This is a genomic window from Wolbachia endosymbiont of Drosophila nikananu (assembly GCF_028981865.1).
GTDB lineage: Bacteria > Pseudomonadota > Alphaproteobacteria > Rickettsiales > Anaplasmataceae > Wolbachia > Wolbachia pipientis_B.
In genome coordinates this window covers 1-20,177 of record NZ_JAPQLL010000008.1, presented here as the reverse complement: position 1 = coordinate 20,177, position 20,177 = coordinate 1, and the positions used below count along the sequence as shown (strand labels likewise).

Annotated in this window: 15 protein-coding genes, 1 tRNA gene and 2 pseudogenes; 11 read left to right on the top strand and 7 right to left on the bottom strand. The window is 36.4% G+C overall.

Annotation, left to right across the window (positions count from 1 at the left end; translation table 11 throughout):
- The first annotated feature begins 258 nt into the window (after positions 1-258).
- The 5 genes from OZD67_RS00590 (at position 259) to OZD67_RS00570 (ending at position 6,909) form a co-directional block, all read left to right on the top strand.
- Complete coding sequence (locus tag OZD67_RS00590; protein WP_182184072.1) at positions 259-1,605, top strand: IS110 family RNA-guided transposase; 1,347 nt, start codon at positions 259-261, stop codon at positions 1,603-1,605.
- A 539-nt stretch (positions 1,606-2,144) separates the two neighbouring features.
- Positions 2,145-3,605 (top strand): V-type ATP synthase subunit I domain-containing protein, encoded by a 1,461-nt coding sequence (locus tag OZD67_RS00585; RefSeq protein ID WP_259346693.1) that lies wholly within the window; start codon positions 2,145-2,147, stop codon positions 3,603-3,605.
- A 604-nt stretch (positions 3,606-4,209) separates the two neighbouring features.
- Positions 4,210-4,407, top strand: a complete 198-nt coding sequence (locus OZD67_RS00580; RefSeq protein WP_182183886.1) for a hypothetical protein — start codon at positions 4,210-4,212, stop codon at positions 4,405-4,407.
- A gap of 30 nt (positions 4,408-4,437) precedes the next feature.
- A complete protein-coding gene (locus OZD67_RS00575) occupies positions 4,438-5,829 on the top strand; it encodes a hypothetical protein (protein ID WP_182183888.1) in 1,392 nt (463 codons plus the stop codon).
- 330 nt (positions 5,830-6,159) lie between these two features.
- A complete protein-coding gene (locus OZD67_RS00570) occupies positions 6,160-6,909 on the top strand; it encodes a hypothetical protein (RefSeq protein ID WP_182183890.1) in 750 nt (249 codons plus the stop codon).
- 11 nt (positions 6,910-6,920) lie between these two features.
- On the opposite strand, the gene terL (OZD67_RS00565) is transcribed toward OZD67_RS00570, so the two are convergent.
- From terL (OZD67_RS00565) to hflK, 4 genes are all read right to left on the bottom strand, one after another.
- Complete coding sequence (gene terL / locus OZD67_RS00565; protein WP_182183892.1) at positions 6,921-8,465, bottom strand: phage terminase large subunit; 1,545 nt, start codon at positions 8,463-8,465, stop codon at positions 6,921-6,923.
- A gap of 119 nt (positions 8,466-8,584) precedes the next feature.
- A complete protein-coding gene (locus OZD67_RS00560; RefSeq protein ID WP_182183894.1) occupies positions 8,585-10,069 on the bottom strand; it encodes a DegQ family serine endoprotease in 1,485 nt (494 codons plus the stop codon).
- Positions 10,070-10,072: 3 nt separating this feature from the next.
- Entirely contained in the window at positions 10,073-10,945 is an 873-nt protein-coding gene (hflC, locus tag OZD67_RS00555) for a protease modulator HflC (RefSeq protein WP_010962867.1), read from the bottom strand.
- A gap of 2 nt (positions 10,946-10,947) precedes the next feature.
- Positions 10,948-11,982: an FtsH protease activity modulator HflK gene (gene hflK, locus OZD67_RS00550; RefSeq protein ID WP_182183895.1), complete on the bottom strand. Its 1,035-nt coding sequence runs from the start codon at positions 11,980-11,982 to the stop codon at positions 10,948-10,950.
- Between the two features lie 446 nt (positions 11,983-12,428).
- On the opposite strand from hflK, the gene OZD67_RS00545 reads away from it, so the two are divergent.
- The 4 genes and pseudogenes from OZD67_RS00545 (at position 12,429) to OZD67_RS00530 (ending at position 15,431) form a co-directional block, all read left to right on the top strand.
- Positions 12,429-14,057 (top strand): actin-bundling T4SS effector WalE1 family protein, encoded by a 1,629-nt coding sequence (locus tag OZD67_RS00545; RefSeq protein ID WP_182183897.1) that lies wholly within the window; start codon positions 12,429-12,431, stop codon positions 14,055-14,057.
- Between the two features lie 400 nt (positions 14,058-14,457).
- Positions 14,458-14,772, top strand: a pseudogene (gene cutA / locus OZD67_RS00540) (divalent-cation tolerance protein CutA); the annotation flags it as partial.
- Positions 14,763-14,837 (top strand) — tRNA-Gln (locus OZD67_RS00535). The pseudogene cutA and the gene OZD67_RS00535, both read left to right, overlap by 10 nt.
- Positions 14,838-14,855: 18 nt before the next feature.
- On the top strand, positions 14,856-15,431 hold the full coding sequence (locus tag OZD67_RS00530) for a hypothetical protein (protein ID WP_182183899.1): 576 nt from the start codon (positions 14,856-14,858) through the stop codon (positions 15,429-15,431).
- A gap of 7 nt (positions 15,432-15,438) precedes the next feature.
- Here the strand turns inward: OZD67_RS00530 and OZD67_RS00525 are convergent, their stop codons facing one another.
- Positions 15,439-15,726 carry a hypothetical protein gene (locus OZD67_RS00525; protein ID WP_182158640.1) on the bottom strand — a complete coding sequence of 96 codons (288 nt, stop codon included), beginning with the start codon at positions 15,724-15,726 and terminating at the stop codon, positions 15,439-15,441.
- A gap of 335 nt (positions 15,727-16,061) precedes the next feature.
- On the opposite strand from OZD67_RS00525, the pseudogene terL (OZD67_RS00520) reads away from it, so the two are divergent.
- Positions 16,062-16,517, top strand: a pseudogene (gene terL / locus OZD67_RS00520) (phage terminase large subunit); the annotation flags it as partial.
- A gap of 76 nt (positions 16,518-16,593) precedes the next feature.
- Here terL (OZD67_RS00520) and trhO read toward each other — a convergent pair.
- Positions 16,594-17,421, bottom strand: a complete 828-nt coding sequence (gene trhO, locus OZD67_RS00515; RefSeq protein ID WP_182183901.1) for an oxygen-dependent tRNA uridine(34) hydroxylase TrhO — start codon at positions 17,419-17,421, stop codon at positions 16,594-16,596.
- 268 nt (positions 17,422-17,689) lie between these two features.
- On the opposite strand from trhO, the gene OZD67_RS00510 reads away from it, so the two are divergent.
- Positions 17,690-19,288: an ABC transporter permease gene (locus OZD67_RS00510; RefSeq protein ID WP_182183902.1), complete on the top strand. Its 1,599-nt coding sequence runs from the start codon at positions 17,690-17,692 to the stop codon at positions 19,286-19,288.
- Between the two features lie 10 nt (positions 19,289-19,298).
- Here OZD67_RS00510 and OZD67_RS00505 read toward each other — a convergent pair.
- On the bottom strand, positions 19,299-20,177 hold an 879-nt coding region (locus tag OZD67_RS00505), incomplete at its 5' end, for an Rpn family recombination-promoting nuclease/putative transposase (RefSeq protein WP_274999616.1).

Sequence of the window (20,177 nt, the reverse complement as noted above, 5' to 3'; positions counted from 1 at the left end):
AACAAGGAAAAATCTTGTTAAACCTGAAAGAAACTATTTTATCCAGTGCTATAACAATTTTTAAATATAATTTATTAAGAAGTATTTTTGCAGTTATAACCGGACGCTCAATGGTGCTAGAGTGCCCGTTTGGGAGCATGGTTTTGGAGGAACGGTTAAACCACTGATGGAGTCTATTACGACTACCTCGATTAGAAGATTGTATAATCTAACCGTCCCAAGCTTAAATACTTCTTCATTATAAGTTATAGGAGGTCAATTACAATGACAAAAAGTAAATTAGAGGTAATGAATCCTGATGCAGCAGGGATAGATGTTGGTTCGGCTGTACATTATGTATGTATACCCGAGAGAAGAGATGAGCAACGTGTTCAAAAATTTGGCTGCTTCACTGAAGACCTTCATAATTTAGCAAGGTGGTTAAAAAAGTGTAAAGTTACAACCGTAGCGATGGAATCAACTGGTGTATATTGGATTCCTTTGTTTCAAATACTGGAATCTTACGGTTTTGAAGTTAAGTTGGTAAATGCGCGACATGTAAAAAATGTACCTGGGAGAAAGTCAGATGTTCAGGACTGTCAGTGGTTACAACAACTACATAGTTATGGATTACTCCAAGGGTCATTTAGGCCAGATAGCCAGATATGTGTATTGCGTAGTTACGTGCGACAACGTAAGAACCTCACTGAAAGTGCATCTACACATGTTCTGCGTATGCAGAAGGCATTAATTCAAATGAATATACAACTGCATAGAGTTATAAGAGATATAACAGGAGTAACTGGTATGAAAATTATCAAGGCTATAATTAAAGGCGAAAGAGATTCTGGGAAATTGGCTCAATTCAGGGATGCACGAATAAAAAATGATCAGTCTACTATAGCAAAAGCGTTAGCTGGCGATTATAGAGAGGAACATGTATTCACGCTAAAGCAAGAATTTGAACTATATAATATTTATCAAGAAAAAATAGCAGAATGTGATAGAAATATTGAGGTCTATTACAAAACGTTTGAAACAAAATCTAACGAAAGTAAACAGTTGAGTAAGGAAAAGAATAAGCACAGAAAAAGTAAGCCTGACTTTGCTTTGCACGAGGAACTGCACCGAATAACTGGTATGGATTTTACTAAAGTTCCAGGGCTTGATATACTAAGTATACAGACTATAATTTCAGAAACTGGTATAAACCATAATAAATGGTCAACAGAAAAACACTTTTCATCGTGGTTAGGACTCAGCCCTGCCAATAAAATTACAGGAGAAAAAGTGTTTAGCACAAGAACGCGTAAAGTCATTAATCGTGCTGCGAATGCATTTCGAATGGCTGCTAATTCTGTAGGAAATAGTAAAAGTTCATTGGGTGCATACTACAGGAGATTAAAAAAACGATTAGGAGCACCAAAAGCAATAACAGCTACTGCAAGAAAAATAGCATGCATATTTTATAGTATGCTCAAATACGGACAAGAATATGTAGAAAAAGGAATGGAATACTATGAAACACGATATAAGGAGAGAGCTGTAAAAAATTTGATCAAAAAGGCACGAGAATTTGGCTATACTTTAGTGCAACAAGAGGAGCTAGTTAAGGAAGTTTCTTAGAAGGAAAAAGTGTTCTGGAAGCTATAGAAGATAAAGGTTTTAAGAAAAATGGTAATGTACCTACAGAGTCAATCGAGACTATTAAGGATGATCCATATTCTGATTTGACGCAAGCTTGTCCGCAGCAAATTAACACAAGAGCTAAAGGCAAATGTGGCTAAGTTATATCTAACGTAGCTTTATCTTTGCTTTCTGACAGTCTTTGTTGATACTCGTTTATCAGCCTTTCAGGCTCGTTCAATACACTCTGAATACAATATGTTGCACAATGTTATGCCAGAGAGTATAATAAACAAATACTTTACAAGAAAAAGTGGTAGTGGAGGCAAAAGTGAACATTAATAAGAAGGAGAGCGCATGCTAGAGCTTGAAAAAGCAGCAAGAATAAAAAAAATATTATTGAAAGGTTAAAAAGCGTATGATATAATATATATAGTGTAAAAATGTAAATAATTTTATTGATATCTTTACGTTAAGACTTCTTAAATATTTAGTGCTGTACAATTAAATTATTAAGTTTTATAAAGGGAGCAAAAATAATGGAAAGCTTTTCAGGTAATAATAAAGACAGTAATTTTATTAAGGGGACAAGAACAATGGAAATTTTTTCAGATAATAACGAAAGCGGTAGCTCAATCTTTCAAGGAAAAATTAGGGAGCAAGATTTCTCTGCGGAGCAGAAGTTAAATGAACTGAAAGCAGCCGTAGAGGAGCTTGACAGACAAGATTTGCTCAGAAGGCTCGAGTGTGAGCGTCAGGCCTCTAGTTGTGTCGATGAAATACCATCTCAAGCAGAATTATATACCAAAGGAGGTAATGAGGGTTACTTCGATTGTGAAAGACCACTGGGAGATTTCTGGAGTTTCTTTGAATCTCTCTTCAACCTCTTTGAAGTAGATGTAGATGATCCGAAAATCTACCAAATGCTCAAGGAAAAGAAAGAAAAAAACCTGATTGCTGCGATAATTAAGTTTTTGTGTGATAAGCTTAAGAAGTTAATCAAGGAGATCTTCAAAAGTAATTTAGATTTGAGTTGGGACAAGAGGTTGGACAAAGAGATAAAAGAATTGCGGGAAAAATTAAACAGTGGTGAGTTATCAGTAGAAGAGTTTGCAAGGGTGCTCGAACGTCTACAAGCATTGACGGATCTAAAATTCAAGTTACAAATGGCCGTTACCGGATGGATTGTTACAATGTTTGCAGAGATGTTTGGAGTTGAGCTAGCAGCTATAGTAGAGGCATCTAAAGAAGAAACAGCTAAAGCAGAAAAAACATCATTAGAAGCAATTAAAGAAGTTCATGAAGAAGTAGAAATAAAGATAGATGAAAGAGAAAAACCTAAAGTGCCAGTTTCCCTTTTTGAAGTTTTATACGGATTTGTAAGGCCGGTTGTTCTGAGCAAACCGGGACTTGATCTTTTACCAAAACCTATGAAAGAACTAATGCCTAAAGAGGTTATAAAGGAGGAGATCCGCGAGATAAAAGAAACAAAACCAAAAGTGGAAGAAGAGAAAAAAGCGAAGCCTGAGGGACCGAAAGTGGCTGTGTGTCCACCTGTTCCAAAGACTGCAACGGAGACGTGGCAGGAGAGAAAAAAGGTTTATGGATGCAATGGTGATTGGAGAAAAATGACAGGGCAAGGTAATAATAATACCCATCAAGCTTCAAGCCAATCTGCTCAAAGCTTTGTTTCTGACAAAAAAGCTTCGAATCAATCTGCTAAGAGTCCTGTTCCTAACCCAGGGCAACCTAACGGAAGTGCTCCAGAAAAATCTGTTCAGGAATCTGCTTCTGACAGAGGAGCTCCTAAGCAATCCATTAAAAGTTCTGTTGCTGATTGTGGATTTGATTTTACTAACATGGGTACTTGGAATAGTGCTGAGAATGAATCTAAGCAATGTTCTGTGGGTGGTGCTCAAGAAGATCCTAGATCAAAAGTTACTGATGTATTGAATGGACGTGCAGCAAGAGGAAATGGTAATACACCATCGAGAAGTTAGTGTTAGCTACTTATGTGATAAAGAACACTGGATCCCAGTGTCCCTTTCTTGTCATTTTAGTGCGTGAAACTGGAATCCAGGGGCATATAGATAGGTGTCGACAGTTCCTCATTCCGCTACGTGTTAGCGGAATCTATGCTTGAGATACCGCGGCGGTATGACGCAGGGAACTTAGGGTTGCCAATGACTTGTCATTCCAGTACTGGAATCCAGGATGTACATTGGGTTTGATAAGTGTAAGGTTTTATGTTAAAAGGGAGTGTTTTTGATGAAATTGTGAAAAACCAGTGTTAGTTACTTATGTGATAAAGAATATTGGATCCCAGTGTCTGGGCACTGGGATGACACCCTCTTGGATGGAACCAGCATCAGCTACTTGGATGACGCCTCACCATGTCATTCCAGTGCGTGAAACTGGAATCCAGGGGCATATAGATAGATGTCGACAGTTCGTCATTCCGCTACGTGTTAGCGGAATCTAGAAAACTTAAGTTTTATGAATAAAGAATGAATAAAATTTATGCTAAAGAATATAAAAAAAGTGTTTGCACTACAATTTATTTTTAGTATATTAATTACATAATATTTTTACTTAGGAGGCAATATGTATAGCGGTAATGATAAAAAAGGTTTTAATGCTAAAAAGTGGAAAAGTGAGAATACAGCACCAGGTGGTGGTATAGTGCAGGGAGGAAAAGGAATGAGGTATGATGATCATAGTAATGCAGCCAGAAGAGTAGAAGAAAGGAGGCATCAGTCTGAGCAGAAAAACAATCCTGGTAGTTCTATAAGTAAAGGCTAGTTGTTGTAATTTAAAAATGGGGAGGTTAGTATGCCTAATATAAGAGAAACAGTAAGGGCGTTGATTAGCGCTTTTAATGTACATAATTATGCTCGTAATACAGTTAAAACCAATTTCACGCTGCAAAGCGAGGGCAAGGAGGACTATATCGTAGTCTCATTTGAGAAGAGTATGAATACGTATCAGTGTAGAAGGTATCTGAACAGTATAAAAAGGAAGATAATACGTGAATTCTATGGTATTGAAGAAAGTAATGATGCAGAAATATTGGATACAGCTAAGCTAATTTTTGATGTTAATTCTTTCCCATTTAATATCAGTGATAGAGACTGGTTTTGGGATGAACAGAATGGGTATAAGTTTGTAATACCTATAGATCAGGGCGTAATTTTTAATCTAAAGTCTCACTTAGCTTCTTCACTTGAAAAGGATATTCTAGAAGATATGCAAATTAGCAGCACAACTGTACCATTTAACAAGAGAAAATATTTGTGTTGTTCTAAATTTGATACTAAAGAATCACGTCAGCAATTTGAGCATAGGTTTTTATCAAGGATGAGAGAAAGATATGAAAATGTTCCTAAGAAGCCCCTGAAGGTTGAAGGCAATAGTGTATATATCAAGGACGTTTTTGATGACGCTCGTTTTATTGATAGTGTAACACGGCGTGTTGCATGGCTTGTAGGTATGTATCTTGGAGTTGACAGTGATGCTAATCATAAAGTGAAGTTATTTAAAGATATGATAGTAGAATCTATTGGTCAATTGACAGGAGTGGCAATATATGGCTTTGTATGTGCTTCCCCTTTAGGTAGAGAAGAAGCCTCAATTCTTATACCTAATATAAAAGGTAATGAAGGAGCTAGATTATTAACAAACGAAGAAGCTCTTAAACTAAATTATGCATTTAATGGTGCTGTATTTTGTGATCTTTATGGTAAAACTCAGGGAAAATTATTAGTAAATGGAAGCAGTGGGGTATATGGCATAGACTTTTCTAATAAAGAAATTTCTCACTGTGTGATAACTAAGATCATAGAAAGCTCTGTAATCAACAAAGACCATGAACTGTCCATTGACCCTGAGCTTCATTTTCGAGAATTGTCGCCTGCACAGTCGCCATTCAATTCTCCTATACATGCAGGACCGAGTGGACTAAGAACGCCACCCAACCAAAGAAGCAGAAGCAGAAGCAGAGATAGTGGTATTGGTGAGTCACCTCCGAAACCTAAGGATTCTGGTGCTTCAAGTGGTGGTCCAGAGCCATCGACTGAACTGTCAGATATGGAATGGGAGTCTTCCATACATTTTCAAAATGGCAGGTTGCCTAATGGACATCTAGATAAGGCACAATTGGCACGATTGAGTTCTCCCACGGGAAAAAGCCAGGATGGAGCATTAGAGGGGTTTCCCAGGCTATAATGTAGGTGCTGCTGCGAATATGCCAGCATGGGCTAGTACTTCTAGCCATTGCTCATCACAAAGCACGTCCGGAAATGAATTGCTACAGGTGAGATCTTTTGTTGGTAGACCTTTATCATGGCAAGGTACTAATTCAGTAGGGGCTGACCCTTTGTCTCAGCAAATACGCGCTAGTACATTACCGACTTCAAATGCAGAACTCCGGCAACAGTCACAGGTGAGTTCTAGTGAACCTTCATCATTGAAAGGTACTGCTAAAATGTGCCAGCATGGGCTAGTGCTTCTAGCCGTTGTTCATCACAAAGCACGTCCGGAAATGAATTGCTACAGGTGAGTTCTAGTGAACCTTCATCATCGAAAGGTGCTGATGAAAGTATGCGAACAGGGAAGAGTACTTGGTATGTGTCATCATCAGGTGTTGAAGATGTGAACAATGTGGAACATGAAAAACAGCAAGTTAGTGGTGAGTGTTCTGAAGCAAATTCACAAGAGATTAAATCTCCGAAGAAACATAGGGGTGGTTTGTCCTATGAAGAAATAAAGCTGATACTAGCAGAGTTCTCACCTTTTAAGCGACGTAGTGTAGAGCGTGATACGATGTGTTCAAGTAAAAGTGATCTTGTGCATCATGTAACTAAAAAACCATCTCTTTCTGAGCGATCTGCCTCAGAAAGAAAAGCAAAAAGTTATCCACCCTCAAAAGAGACTTCTCCTGTTACTGAAGCATGTACCAAAAACAAGCCAGGGGCTACTGAATTAGAGGATGGTGGATTTTCCAATAAACCAAAAATACGAGCATTGACTTCTGTATATCCTACAAAGTTGCAAGAATCTCTTGATCCTGATCAGAGGGAGGAATTACTGAAGGAATGGGAGATAAAAAAATCTTCTGTAAAAGCACAATTACCTGGGGAACGTAGTTCTCAAGCTTCTGCAGATAGTGGTTTAGGGAAGTCGCTTGAGCGGGGACAGTCACCGTCGCTTATTGAAGAGTTTAATGATAAATCTCTTATAAATTCTAGGGTAGATTCTCCTGATATCAAGAAACACTTGCAAGAAGAAAAAGAAGTTTTTGTATAAGCGGTTTGTACCTAATCCACTGCTCTCAGCCACCTAAGTGTTTTGTTAGGGTTGGGGCCAAAGTCTCTGACCCTAAAGGCGCTGGTGTTAATTTTTCTCATCCATTGTAAATATTGTACCATACTGTCCACCTGATCATCATAACGGGCTTCTGGGAACATTAAAATTTCATATTCGAAATCGCTGAGCCATACTGCTTGATGCGGCAGAAAAACCCTGCCAGACTCTATAATTGGAACAATTTGATAAAATCGAGTGAGTTTGTCATTGTGTGGCACAATTTCAATAATGGGTAGATTGCTATTTGCCTTTAGCTCTTGTGTTAATTGCTGACCACTCGTTTTTGCTTCAATCAAAATTGCATGTGGTGCCCATCTTGCAGCTAGTGACAGAACTTGCTCTTTAAGCTTTGGATACTCAAGCTTTGCTCGATATACATCAAGTAGATAGAATTTATTATCTATTTTTGCCCAGGTAGTGCAGACGCTAAAGTCGCTGGAATCGTTTGTTGAAACTGCAGTGTCCCAGCTTTGAGTTACATGTGAGGGATTATCAGGGAAATTTTTATAGCGCTTTAGCCACTCTTGTTTTATTATACCACTTGAAAGCGGCAGGGAGTTTTGTTGATATTGAGCAGCAAAAGCGTAACTCCCGAGTTCAACTTTTATCATCTCAACTTCTTCTCTTCCTCCCTCCAGGGGATATAGCAACTGACCTTCTTCTCTTGAGTATAATACTCTTGCAGGTAGTGTCATTCCAGCACTTGATGCTGGAATCCAGTCTTTTGCGGTTGAATTTTCTGGATCCAAGTGTCTGGGCACTGGGATGACAGGAGGGGGAATTGGAATGACACCAGTATGGTTATTAATTGAATAAATAACCTCCTTATTTTCAGAAATCATTGGCAAACAAATATGATGCCATATGTTTTTTGGCTTGGATAAGAGGTGCCCAGTTAAGTCTTCCAGGTGCAGCCTGTGCATAACAAGCACAATTACTCCTTTTTTTCTATCGTTGAGCCTTGTCACCAAAGTCTGATCGAACCAGTTTGTGGCACGCTTTCTAAACGTTTCACTCAAAGCTTGGGCAGGGTTAAGCGGATCGTCCACAATAATAAAATCTCCACCTTCACCGGTTAACGTTCCTCCAACTGATGTTGCGATTCTAAATCCTCTCTGCACTGTTTGGAATTTATATTTAGTGTTCTGGTCTTTGGATAATTTTACCTCTGGAAACAGCTCTTTATACCAATCAGATTGCATTATGCACTTGGTATCAAGCGAGTGCTTTTCGCTGAGCAGCCGAGAGTAACTTGCAACTATTATTCTCGCGGTTGGCTGATTTCCCAGTATCCATGCGGGCCACGCAACACTCACACATATGGACTTCATTGAACGTGGAGGCATATTGAATACTATTCGTCTCACTTCACCAATGCTCGCTGCTTCCAGCCTGTCTGCTATGACTTTTATGTACCGATAATCATTATACTCACATCCCGGCACCACCGTTTGAAAGCACAGTTCAATGAATTTTAGAAAATTTATATTATCCATATGTGTATTTTAGTGAATGGAATGTAGACTTTAATAGTTTTGATTTGTCTTATAAGATTGAGGTGTTACAATGGCAGGCTTACAATGCTGCTAATTTAGTAAATAACCTACGAAAAGTGCTATTTCTTTAACTTTATTGAAGTAAAGAATTGATTTCCATTGCGGTAAATGAGCAACATTATTGAATCTTTACCGTTTTTCTTTACTGCTGAATCAACTTGTTTTTGAAAATCATTAGTATTTTCTATATCGGTTCCATCTAATTGGATAATAATGTCTCCTTTTTTAATACCACGCAGCGTGGCATTACTGTTACTATCTACATTAGTAACTATCACACCTTTTGTAGGATTACTTTCTTTTGATTCTTTTGGCAGGTTTGAAACAGTTAAACCAGTTATGTAATCGGATGTTGATTTATTTTCTTCTTGATTATTACCTTGACCATCATTTGCAGATTCTTCAATCACAACCTTAATATTGACCTCTTTGCCCTTTCTAAGTAACTTAATTTGTACTTTTTTTCCAGGTTCAGTTCTTGAAACCATTTGAGGCAGTTGTGTCATTCTATCAATTTTTTTATCATCAAATTCTAATAATATGTCACCCACCTTAATTCCACCTTTTTCTGCAGGGCTATCCTTTACTATACTTGCAACCAGTGCACCTTTTGTATCTTTTAAACCCAAAGACTCAGCAAATTCTTTCGTTATAGGCTGAACTTGCACACCAAGCCAACCATGTTTTATTTTTTTGCCACTTTTTAATGTGTCAATAATTGACATAGCTAAATTAGATGGTATAGCAAAGCCTATACCCACGTTACCGCCAGACTCAGATGGGGAATAGATAGCGGTGTTAATGCCTATAACTTTTCCATTTAAATCAAATAATGGCCCTCCAGAGTTGCCTCTATTAATTGCAGCGTCGGTTTGAATAAATTCATTCATAGTGCCGATACTAATGTCTCTGGACCTTGCAGATATAATTCCTGTGCTTACAGAACCACCCAAACCAAATGGGTTACCTATTGCAATAACTGTATCGCCAACCCTTGCTGTATCAGAATTGCCAAATGCAACAAAAGGAAGATCTTTATTAGAATGAACCTTAAGCACAGCAAGATCAGTTCTTGCATCATAGCCTAAAACTTCTGCTTTGAAATAAGTATTATCGTTCATAGTAACTGTGATATCTTGGGCGTTTTTAATAACGTGATAATTGGTTACTATAGTTCCACCTTTATCTATAATAAACCCAGAACCAAGCAACACCACCTCTCTGTTAACACTAGGGCCCCTATCCATAAAAAACTGATCAAAATGCTCAAAAAATTCTCTAAAATCATCAAAGAAATTATTTCTTGGCATAAAAGGGATTTTAGTTCTATTGTTACTTTCTTGTTTGATTATTTGTTCGCTTGAAATATTTACAACCGCAGGAATGAGTTCTTCCACTAAATCGGCAAGTCCTTGATTACAGTTACATGCAGTAATGCTAGCATCAACGGCCTTTTTTGCATTCCAATCAAACATATTAGCGTATGAAGAAAATGCAATTAGAAAATATGCAAATATAGATAAAATAAATGCCTTACTTTTCATAAATTATTTCCATCCTTTGTTTAAAATATCTAAAAAGTTATTGTTTGGTGAAAGTACAAATTTAGTATTATTTTCGGCAAATGATTTACTGTAAGCGCTCATGGAGCGATAAAAGTTAAAAAACTCTTCATCAACCTTAAATGCCTCATTATAAATTCTAGTTGCTTCAGCATAACCACGGCCCCTTATTTCATATGATTCTTTTACTGCACTGGAGATAATTTCCCTTTTTAATTTATCAGCTTTTGATCTAACTTCCTGCCCAGCTTGCTCTCCTTCTGCTCTAATTTCTTTTGCTTCTTTTTCCCTTTCAGTTTGCATACGGCGAAATATTGCAGAACTATTTTCTTCTGGTAAATCTGCTCTCTTAATTCTTACGTCTATTATTTCTATGCCAAATTTTTCAGCTTCAGAATAAACTCCACGCTGAATCAATTGCATAACCTCTGATCTTTTTTCGTTCAACAAACTAATCAACGAAAATCTGCCTATATTTTCTCTTATGTGTGCTTCTATAACCGGATACAATCTTCTAACCAGCCCTGATTCATTTCTCACAGCCTGGTAAAAAGTAACAGGATTTGTTATTTTATATTTTGCATACGCATCTACTATAATACGTTTTTGATCCGCTGTTATCACTTCCCTTGGGATCTTATCAGGACTTAAATCTAAAACTCTTTTATCAAGAAACTCTACACTATTTATGAATGGTAACTTAAAATATAAGCCACTTTCCCTAACATCTCTTACAACTTTACCGAGTTGTATAACTATCGCTTGCTTTGTTTCTTGCACAACAAATATTGAATTAAATAAAACAATCAATAAAACAACAAATACAGAAACAAAAACAATTTTAATATTACTACTCATGGTTATTTCCCTAAATTTGTAAGAGGTAAATAAGAAAACATACCTTTCAGATCATCAGTTACAACAACTTTGTCTACCTTACTGAAAATATTTTCCATAGTTTCAAGATAAATACGATTCTTAACGAGAGAAGGATTCTGTCTATATTCCTCATAAAGAGATAAAAAGCGATTTGCATTACCTTTTGCTTCATTTATTACTTCATTCTCATATGCCTCTGCATCTAATTTTATCTTTATCGCTTCACCCTTTGCTCGAGGTATAATATCGTTATTATAAGCATATGCTTCGTTTATAGTACGCTCTTTGTCTGCACGAGCACTTTGTACATCTCTAAACGAACTGATTACTTTTTCTGGTGGATCAATTTTTTTCATTTGAACAGATAAAATCTCTATGCCCATTTGGTATCCATCAAGAATCTGCTGCAATAGAATTCTAGTATCTCTAGAAATTTCTGGTCTGCCTTGACCAAGTGCAAAAGAGATCGTGTTTTTACCTATTATTTCTCTCATGGCACTTTCAGCAGCATTTTTAACACTGAAACCTGGTTTGTAATCCCGCACTTTGAATAAATAGTCCTTAGCATCTCTAACGCGCCACTGAACCTCGAAGTTAACGTTGACTATATTTTCATCTCCAGTTAGCATCACACCTTCACCGCGATCTGTGTCTCGCCCATAAGAATTACTTACCCCAATTTCTTCACGATTTACTTCCTTAACATTCACTTTAAAAACCTTGCCAATAGGGTAGGGGAAGTGATAACGCAAACCAGGTGTTTCTGTATTAGAATATTTACCAAAGGTAAGTTCTATACTTTCCTCACTAGGATGGACAATATAAAAGCCAGTGCAAGCATAGAGTAGCAAAATAATGAAAATGATAAAATAAGGTTTTTTGCCCCTATTCCTGGTTAAGCCAGTAAAAAAACACCTTATATCAGACGTAGCTTTACTTAAAATATCTTCATTATTGGGAGTTTTGCTCCCTACCGGTTTCTTTCCCAAATTCCAAGGATTATTATCATCAAACATAATGGTTGATTCTATAATTAATACGCTAATATTACTTATCTTATAAAAAAATGCAAAACTATTTTATTTACAAATTAATTATCGGAACGAAGGACATTATCATACACTTCCTTTTCTCTATGTAGTATGGTCGACTCTATAGAATATTTCTGGCTTTTTTTTGAATTCTTTGTTGTCACTCTTTAAGTGCACTACGTCTTCGTGAAAATGGGAATTATACCTAAATAGTAAAGCTATTATTATTAAAGTTATAACAGCCAAAAAGATGAGTGCCCTTTTTATGCACCTCATAAATACTCCGGCTTCTTGACCTAATTTTCCACACTATCAAAAAACACGTCAAGCAGAATTATTCAAAGACAAATGAACATTAACAGCCAAATTAACACTAACTTAAGAATCTAGGATGTACAATATAATATATTTAATTAATAGTGAGGTTTAAAATGTTATCTAATAACGAAACAAATTCAAATATTGTTGAAATACAACAACTTCAACAAAATAATACTACACTTTCTTCAGAAGATTTATTGAAGCATATGCAATCATTGGAGAAAAGGATAAAGTCATTAGAAATAACAAACAGAGTAATCCTTGGTTTGTTTATAGGTACGTTAGCAGCAGTGGGAGCTGGTTTTGCTATTGCAGCTGCCCCGATAATCGTCGGCAGTATAATAGGTGGAATACTTGCAACTGCAGCACTTGCGGCACTTAGTGTAACTGCATATAAATACAGGGCAGAAATGGGAAGAGGCTTCAAATCTGCTGTGGAAAAAACAGTTGATGGGGCGAAGCATATTGGAGGAAAAATTAAAGATGGTGCTGTGTATGCTAAGGACTCAGTAAAAGAAGGTTATGAACATTCAGTAGATTCACTGAAGAGAGGCACTCATCTTGTAAATAAAAGAGCAAAGGAAAAGGTGAGTAATGTATTGACTGTAACAGCGGATAAGTTATATCGTGCGGCTGGTAATGAAAATTACTCAGACAGGATAGATAATGAGCTTATTCCTGATTCACGACAAAAGAAGAAAGTTCAAGGAATAAAAGAGGATTTTAGGGCAATTTTTGCTAACGGAGAAGATAATTCTACGTTAATAAAAAGCATACTTTCTGGAATATCATCAAAAATAGCAGGAGAGACCTACCTTGATTTTAGAGATTACTTACCAAATCAGGAGGTAGATAGATGGAAAGAACAGAAGAGGTTTGTTGATAACTTAGATGCAAGTAGTTTGCATGACTTAATCACAAAAAGAATGTTAGACAAAAGCAAGTACTTTAGAGACAGCATTTTCTCTGAACATTACGATGAAATTAAGGAAGTTATTGTGAAATGCAAAGAAGATCATATTCTCAAAGGATCACTTAAAATGCGTAATAACATGTTTGAAGAAGGTAGTGCTAGACCTAGCAGATCTTTTTCATTACCATCATTCTCTTTACTGGGGAGAAACAACTCTGAACAATCTAACAGCTTGCTAAGAAGCAGTTCACTTGACTCTGTAAGAACTGAAAGTACTGTTAGCAGTGAAGCGGAATTGTTAAATCCTGCGAAGCATAAAGAAGTAAAAGCACCTTCTTCATTTAGAGAAAAAATGCCATCATGGCTTGGGGGTAAGAAAGCACCAGAAGAAACTACTAACGTTAAATATCAAGTTCTTTCTGAACCAGGCACGTTGTCTAGACAAGTAGGGGAAAGCACTTTTTACGTTGCTCCACCAAAGCCACCAAGAAGCAATTCACCAAATTCTATAGGAACTGTGAGTACTGATGCTGTCTCTAGTTCAGGTTCTCAGGAATTTGCGACAGTCCGTAGAAGCAGTTCATCTAGTAGCTTAACTCCTAAGCTTACTCCAGTTGCTTCACCAAAGGTACCTAGAAGCCCTTCTATTGATAGTGGAATGGGTTCTGGTCCTTCTACACCAAGAGGACAAAGTCTTTCGATAGAAGAATTGAACAGAGGGCTTGATGAGGCTATGAAAGAACTAGATCTTGCAGTATCACAACTGCCTTCTACGAAAGTAGATGAAGTTAAGCCAGAATCTACGCAGGTGAAAACAGTAGGATAAACAAAACCACTCACTTTCTCCAAAGGATGTTATTCAACGAGTAACATCCTTTTTTTGTTTTTAAACTATAGAAAAATCCTATAGCTAAAGTGACTTAGATTTACCGATAATTTGAAAAACAAAAATTCGTCATCCCGCTGCTTGTTAGCGGGATCTAGAGATACCGCGAATAAATCGCGGTATGACGTAGGAAAACCTTTCTTGGGTTAGCTATAGATCCCAGTTTCACGCGCTGGAATGACAGGGGAAGGAAGCACTGGGATGACAGGGGAAGGAGATACTGGAATGACAGAAGAGAGTGCTGGAATAACAGAAAAATCTCATCTATTTTCTCTTGATGAATAAACCTGAGTGGAATATAGTAGCAATGCATTTATGTAGATTCTAATGAATAATTTAGTTTTCAACTTTTTCAACTTTAAATGAGGCTAAAACTATTTCTGAAGAATTGTTAAACGAGAAATTAATTGTATGTGTAAATATATTTCCCGAAGTGAATTCTCTGTATTTATGGGAAGGTAAAATTAGTAATAGTTGTGAAGTAGTGGCAATTATGAAGAGCAGGAATGATCAAGTTGATAAAATTGTAGAAAAAATCGAAGCAATGCATTCTTATGATCAGCCAGCTATTGCTGTGATGCCGATAGAAAAAGCAAATAAATCTTTTACTAATTGGGCTAATAGTGTTATTGATGTAAGTAGTATTGGGGTGTAGCCAAGTGGTAAGGCAGCGGTTTTTGATACCGCCACGCGAAGGTTCGAATCCTTCCACCCCAGCCATATTGAAGTGGGTGTGAAATGATATCACTTTTCTATAAATTAAGATTATTGAATTATATATTAGGTAGTCTAAAAGATATAATTGTGAAACTGTTTCTCTTCACAATGTATCTTTACACATCCAGCATTATGCTTATGTTTCTCAGCAATGGTTTTTGGTATGCTGTAGAATTTGGCTCTTTCAAAAATGCGTTTTACCATTTATTTCAATATTGCAAGTGGTATTATGAAAATAGGGAAGACCTCGGTTACGGAATTTCTATTCGAATATTAGTAGCATTCCTTACTCCGCATTTTCTCTATAAGTTGTTCCTTAGCACGGGTTGGAAGTCTTTTTTAAAGGAAAAGATAGTGCAGATACTCAAGTTCATAATAACAAGAAGAAAAAAGGGTAATGAATCCAGTAACAGTAGTAAACCAAGTGGCAGTAGTTATAGTGATAAGAAGAATTACAGCAATAACAGTGAGCATCACGCTCAAGATGCAAAGCGGAAAGTAAACATGATAAAGCAACTATTAATCAAAGATATAGAGGAAACTATAGATAGGAGATTGCATGATATTTTTTTCGGTAAAAGGAGTAAACCTCATTAAAAAGGCTTTATCTAGTAAGGCTTTTTAAAATTGGCTGTATTTTGTTTTTTACGTATACCGGATCACAGTCAGCCAATATACATGTGTGCACAAAATCTTGACTAAAGTCTGACAACCAAGAAATCGCCTTACGTTTTTCTACCAAGCTTTCTGTTTTTTTGCAGTGACTTGCTGCATCAGTCATTGCCTGCGCTATTACTGATTTCCACAGCAAATAATACCTTTGTATATCATCTGACGTACTATTTGTTTCATAGTGGTTAAAAAATTCTTTAAAATTGAAGTTGTTTGACATAATGATACCTCTTTGGATTGAAATTTGAAATGATTTGAGTTTATGTTGCCACAGCAGATCCCGTTAACAAGTAGCGGAATGACGAGTTACTATATCACCGCGAACCGTCATACCGCCGCGGCGCATAAGTGTTGAAAGTGCTATAAGTGGCATTATATAAGGTGGTTAACGGCATAAATTTCAATGGTAAATCAAAAAAGCGCCTTTTTGCCTGTGGTTAGAAGGTTTAAGCGAATTTTCGACGTGGTTTATCTGCTTTCCCAACAATGAAGGTTGATATCAAGAGGAGATTTACATACCATTAATCACCTTGTGTGATTGCACTTTCAACACTTATGGGCTTTAGCGTTTGTACCACCTGGGCAAAAGCGGATAATAAATTCTATTTACTTGATGTATATCGCGCAAAGCTTGAGTATCCAAAGCTTAAAGAGCAAGTTTTGTCTTTAGCAGCAAGATGGACACCACACGCAATTTTAATCGAAGCAAAAACAAGTGGTCAGCAATTGGTGCAAGAGCTAAAAGCAAACAGTGATTTACCCATTATCGAAATAGTACCACATGATGACAAACTCACTCGATTCTACTGGATTGTTCCGATTATAGGGTCTGGTAAGGTTTTTCTGCCGCACCAAGCAGTATGGTTCAGCGATTTTGAGTATGAGATTTTAATGTTTCCAGAAATCCGCCACGACGACCAAGTGGATAGTACCGTGCAATATCTGCAGTGGGTGAGAAAGACTAACACCAACGCCTTCAGAATCAGGGATTTGACCCCCGATTCTGTTTGAGGTAGTTATGGTGAAGTAAGGGAAACCAATCCCAGCATCACGCGCTGGGATTATAAAGGTCAAATAAAGGGAATTCTTACTTATTATAGCTATAACACTGAAGTTTACAATCAGAACAAACCACTTGGCCACGTGGAACTGACTTCAGCTTGTCCGTTGAAACTTGATTTGAGCAGAATATACATTTTATTGTGTTGCTTGGAGTAAGTGAGTTATCAACAGTAATTCTATCATCAAAAACAAAACACTCACCTTCCCAATTACCATTTTTATTATAAGTTTTTTCAAGGTAAGAAAGAATGCCACCTTTCAGATGGTACACATCGTTAAATCCAAGATTTTTCATGTACGCTGTTGATTTTTCACATCTAATCCCACCAGTACAGTACATAGCTACTTTCAGGTCTTTACTCTCAGAGAAAGACTTTGCCCACTTAGGAAAATCTCGAAAATGCTGAGTATGTGGATTGATTGCATTTTTAAACTTGCCTAATTTCACTTCATACTCATTTCGTGTATCTATTACTAAAACGTCAGGTTGAGAAGTAAAATCATCCCAATGCTCTGGATCAACATATTTACCCTTAAGGGAAATATCAAGATTGCCTACACCAAGATTCACAATCTCTCTTTTTAATTTTACCTTCATCTTGCTAAAAGGTTGATATTCTGCTGCACTCTCTTTCCATGTAAGGCCCCTTAGCCTATAATCAGAACATAGAAAATCGAATATTTTATCAATCGTGTTTCTTTCACCAGATACGGTTGCATTAATACCCTCTTCTGCAAGGAGTATAGTACCCTTTAATTCAATGTTATCGCATGTGGTTTTTATTTCGTCTTTCATGTCATAATAATTAGAGAGTTCTACAAAGTGATAGAAAGTTGCAATGACGAAGCTCATGATTATTCACTTATCAACTAAAAACATGATATACAAAATTATAAAGATATTCAATAGTACGGCTGTTATAGCTAAAGTGGCTTGGGTTTACCTACAATTTGAAAAACAACAAATTCGTCATTCCGCTACTCGTTAGCGGAATCTATGCTGAGATACCGCGAATGAATCGCGGTATGACGTAGGGAAACCTTTCTTGGGTTAGCTATAATTACTGGATATCTTCAGTTTTTACATATAACATTTTAATACCAAATATAGATCCAAATTAATGTTTTTGAGAGTATTTAAAAATATATTCTTATTTTTAGTAAGTATATTATTCGTCTGTCCTGTATTATCGTTAATATCGATTCTATTTACAGAATCAGCAAATTCTGGATGGGTAATCAGTACACTTTTCCCTGAATATATACTGAGTACGCTAATTTTGATGATAGGAGTGGGGGGGATATCCTTCATATTTGGAGTGATTCCAGCATGGCTCACCACATTTTTTTCATTTCCTGGAAGTAAAATTTTTGAGATTGCTTTGTTCTTTCCGATATCGATCCCTGGATATATAGTAGCGTTCGTCTATGTAAATACACTAGAATTTTCAGGTCCGGTGCAGAGCTCATTAAGAGACATTTTAGAGTGGAGCAAAGGTGACTATTGGTTTCCTGAAATAAAATCCCTAGGTGGTGGAATATTAGTGATGGGATTTAGTTTGTATCCATACGTTTATATGTTAGTCCGCTCAAGTTTAAAGAATGTTAGTAACTCAGTCACTATTGCATCAACACTTGGGTTCTCCTCATTGAAGAGCCTGTTTTCTGTCATCATACCTTCCATACGTCCATCAATTATAGCTGGGTTGTCCTTGGTACTAATGGAGGTAATTACGGATTTCGGCACACCACAGTTTCTTGCTATCGATACTTTTACGACAGGAATATATCGCACCTGGTTTTTACTGCATGATAAGTATTCAACTACTGTTTTAGCAGTTGCAGAATTGATTTTCGTTGCAACACTAATAGCTCTCGAAAAGAAACTACAAAAAAAAGGAATATCTTACTCTTCAATCAACACTAATGCAGATTATCACAACAAATGGAGTGTAAGTGGTGCTATACCGTTAATTTGCACTTATGTTATGTGTGCATTACCAATATTGATAGGTTTTATTTTGCCAATGATTCCACTCATATATTGGAGCATAGAGAAGGGGTTTTTCATATATGAAGCAAGGTTCTATAATATAATAGCAAATAGTGTTGGCTTATCATTTATCACCGCATTAATCTCAATTAGCATTGCAATAATGATTGGATATACGGCACGTAAAAATAAGGTGATCAATAATGTAGCACGTCTCATTTCTTTAGGCTACGCAATTCCAAATGCAATTATTGCAATTAGTATAATAATATTTTTAAGCAGAATATCTTCTTTCATTACTCAATATATTGTGGAAATTAGCTTGGTAGGAACTATTGGCGCATTAGTTTACTCATATTTATTTCGTTTTTTTGCTATATCTTTCAAGGCGGTAGAATCAGGGCTCAAAAAAATACCAAATGAAATTGAGTGGACTGCATATACCATGGGTCATGGAACTATTTCCACATGTTTGAATGTTCATATCCCTCTCATCAAGAAAAGTATATTATCGGGATTTTTGCTCGTATTTATGGATACTATCAAGGAACTCACAGCAACACTCATTATAAGACCATTTAATTTTGAAACTATATCAACTAGAATATATGAACTTGTAAGCGATGAGCGCTATAGAGAAGCTGCCCCATTTTCGTTGATAATAGTTATAATAGGCTTAATCTCTACAATAACCTTATTTACACTTGATGATAAGGATAAAAAATAAACGTAACCGTTCACAGATTTCCACTTAATTCTTCAATCTCACTAATAGAAAGGCCAGTAAACTTGACAATAGTGTCAACATCAACATTATTAGCTAGCATTGCTTTTGCGACTTCAATTTTTCCTTTCTCTATACCTTTTTGTATACCTTTCTCTTCAGCAAGATCAAGTCTGTATTCAAGAATGGCTTCTTCTTTGCGTAGATCCATTATTCTTTCTTCGTAAGCTACTAAATCTTTTTCGTCCCAACGAAACTTGTCTAATTCATCATATGCTAGCTTTATTATTGGCGCTTTTTCTGCTATCTCTTTTAAGTCCTCTTCTGTTGTTTCTTCTGCGTATTTAAAAAAGAAACACCACCTTTCTACTATACTTTCTAACTGCTCTACTTTACTTTTTGAAAATTTTGGTAATTCTATAAAGATAAATTGAAAATCTTTTAAGTAATGGCCGTTAGTTTTTATATCACGTATATTATGAGTAGAGATATAATCAACTTCTTCAGGAAGTAAGTTACAATTTGATATAGCAATAAAGAAGACTTTCTTTAAATCAATGTAGTTGCCAGATTTATCTAATTGTCTTGAGTAGGCTTTAGCGGCATATAATTGAGCGCGTTTTTCGAAGCCCTTGTCTCTAGCGAGCTGCATTTCTGCTATATATCTATTTCCGTGAGAATCCTTGCAGAGAACATCAACAATACTTTGTTTATCAGAGGCAACTTCGGGATCCATAATAGTGCTAAGAAACTCAACTTCTTGTATTGCATTTATCTCAGTAAACCCTAAAATATCGTTCAAAAAGTGGATCAGGATATTCTTATTTTTTTCCGTTCCAAAGATTTTTTTGAAACACAAATCATTGCGAGGATCGAGAAATTTTGAAAGAGC

Coding starts and splice junctions, on each gene's coding strand:
- trhO (WP_182183901.1), bottom strand. CDS start 17,421: ATGAGCTTCGTCATTGCAACTTTCTATCACTTTGTAGAACTCTCTAAT.
- OZD67_RS00530 (WP_182183899.1), top strand. CDS start 14,856: ATGATATCACTTTTCTATAAATTAAGATTATTGAATTATATATTAGGT.
- OZD67_RS00580 (WP_182183886.1), top strand. CDS start 4,210: ATGTATAGCGGTAATGATAAAAAAGGTTTTAATGCTAAAAAGTGGAAA.
- OZD67_RS00575 (WP_182183888.1), top strand. CDS start 4,438: ATGCCTAATATAAGAGAAACAGTAAGGGCGTTGATTAGCGCTTTTAAT.
- OZD67_RS00510 (WP_182183902.1), top strand. CDS start 17,690: ATGTTTTTGAGAGTATTTAAAAATATATTCTTATTTTTAGTAAGTATA.
- OZD67_RS00525 (WP_182158640.1), bottom strand. CDS start 15,726: ATGTCAAACAACTTCAATTTTAAAGAATTTTTTAACCACTATGAAACA.
- hflC (WP_010962867.1), bottom strand. CDS start 10,945: ATGAGTAGTAATATTAAAATTGTTTTTGTTTCTGTATTTGTTGTTTTA.
- OZD67_RS00560 (WP_182183894.1), bottom strand. CDS start 10,069: ATGAAAAGTAAGGCATTTATTTTATCTATATTTGCATATTTTCTAATT.
- OZD67_RS00545 (WP_182183897.1), top strand. CDS start 12,429: ATGTTATCTAATAACGAAACAAATTCAAATATTGTTGAAATACAACAA.
- hflK (WP_182183895.1), bottom strand. CDS start 11,982: ATGTTTGATGATAATAATCCTTGGAATTTGGGAAAGAAACCGGTAGGG.
- terL (WP_182183892.1), bottom strand. CDS start 8,465: ATGGATAATATAAATTTTCTAAAATTCATTGAACTGTGCTTTCAAACG.
- OZD67_RS00585 (WP_259346693.1), top strand. CDS start 2,145: ATGGAAAGCTTTTCAGGTAATAATAAAGACAGTAATTTTATTAAGGGG.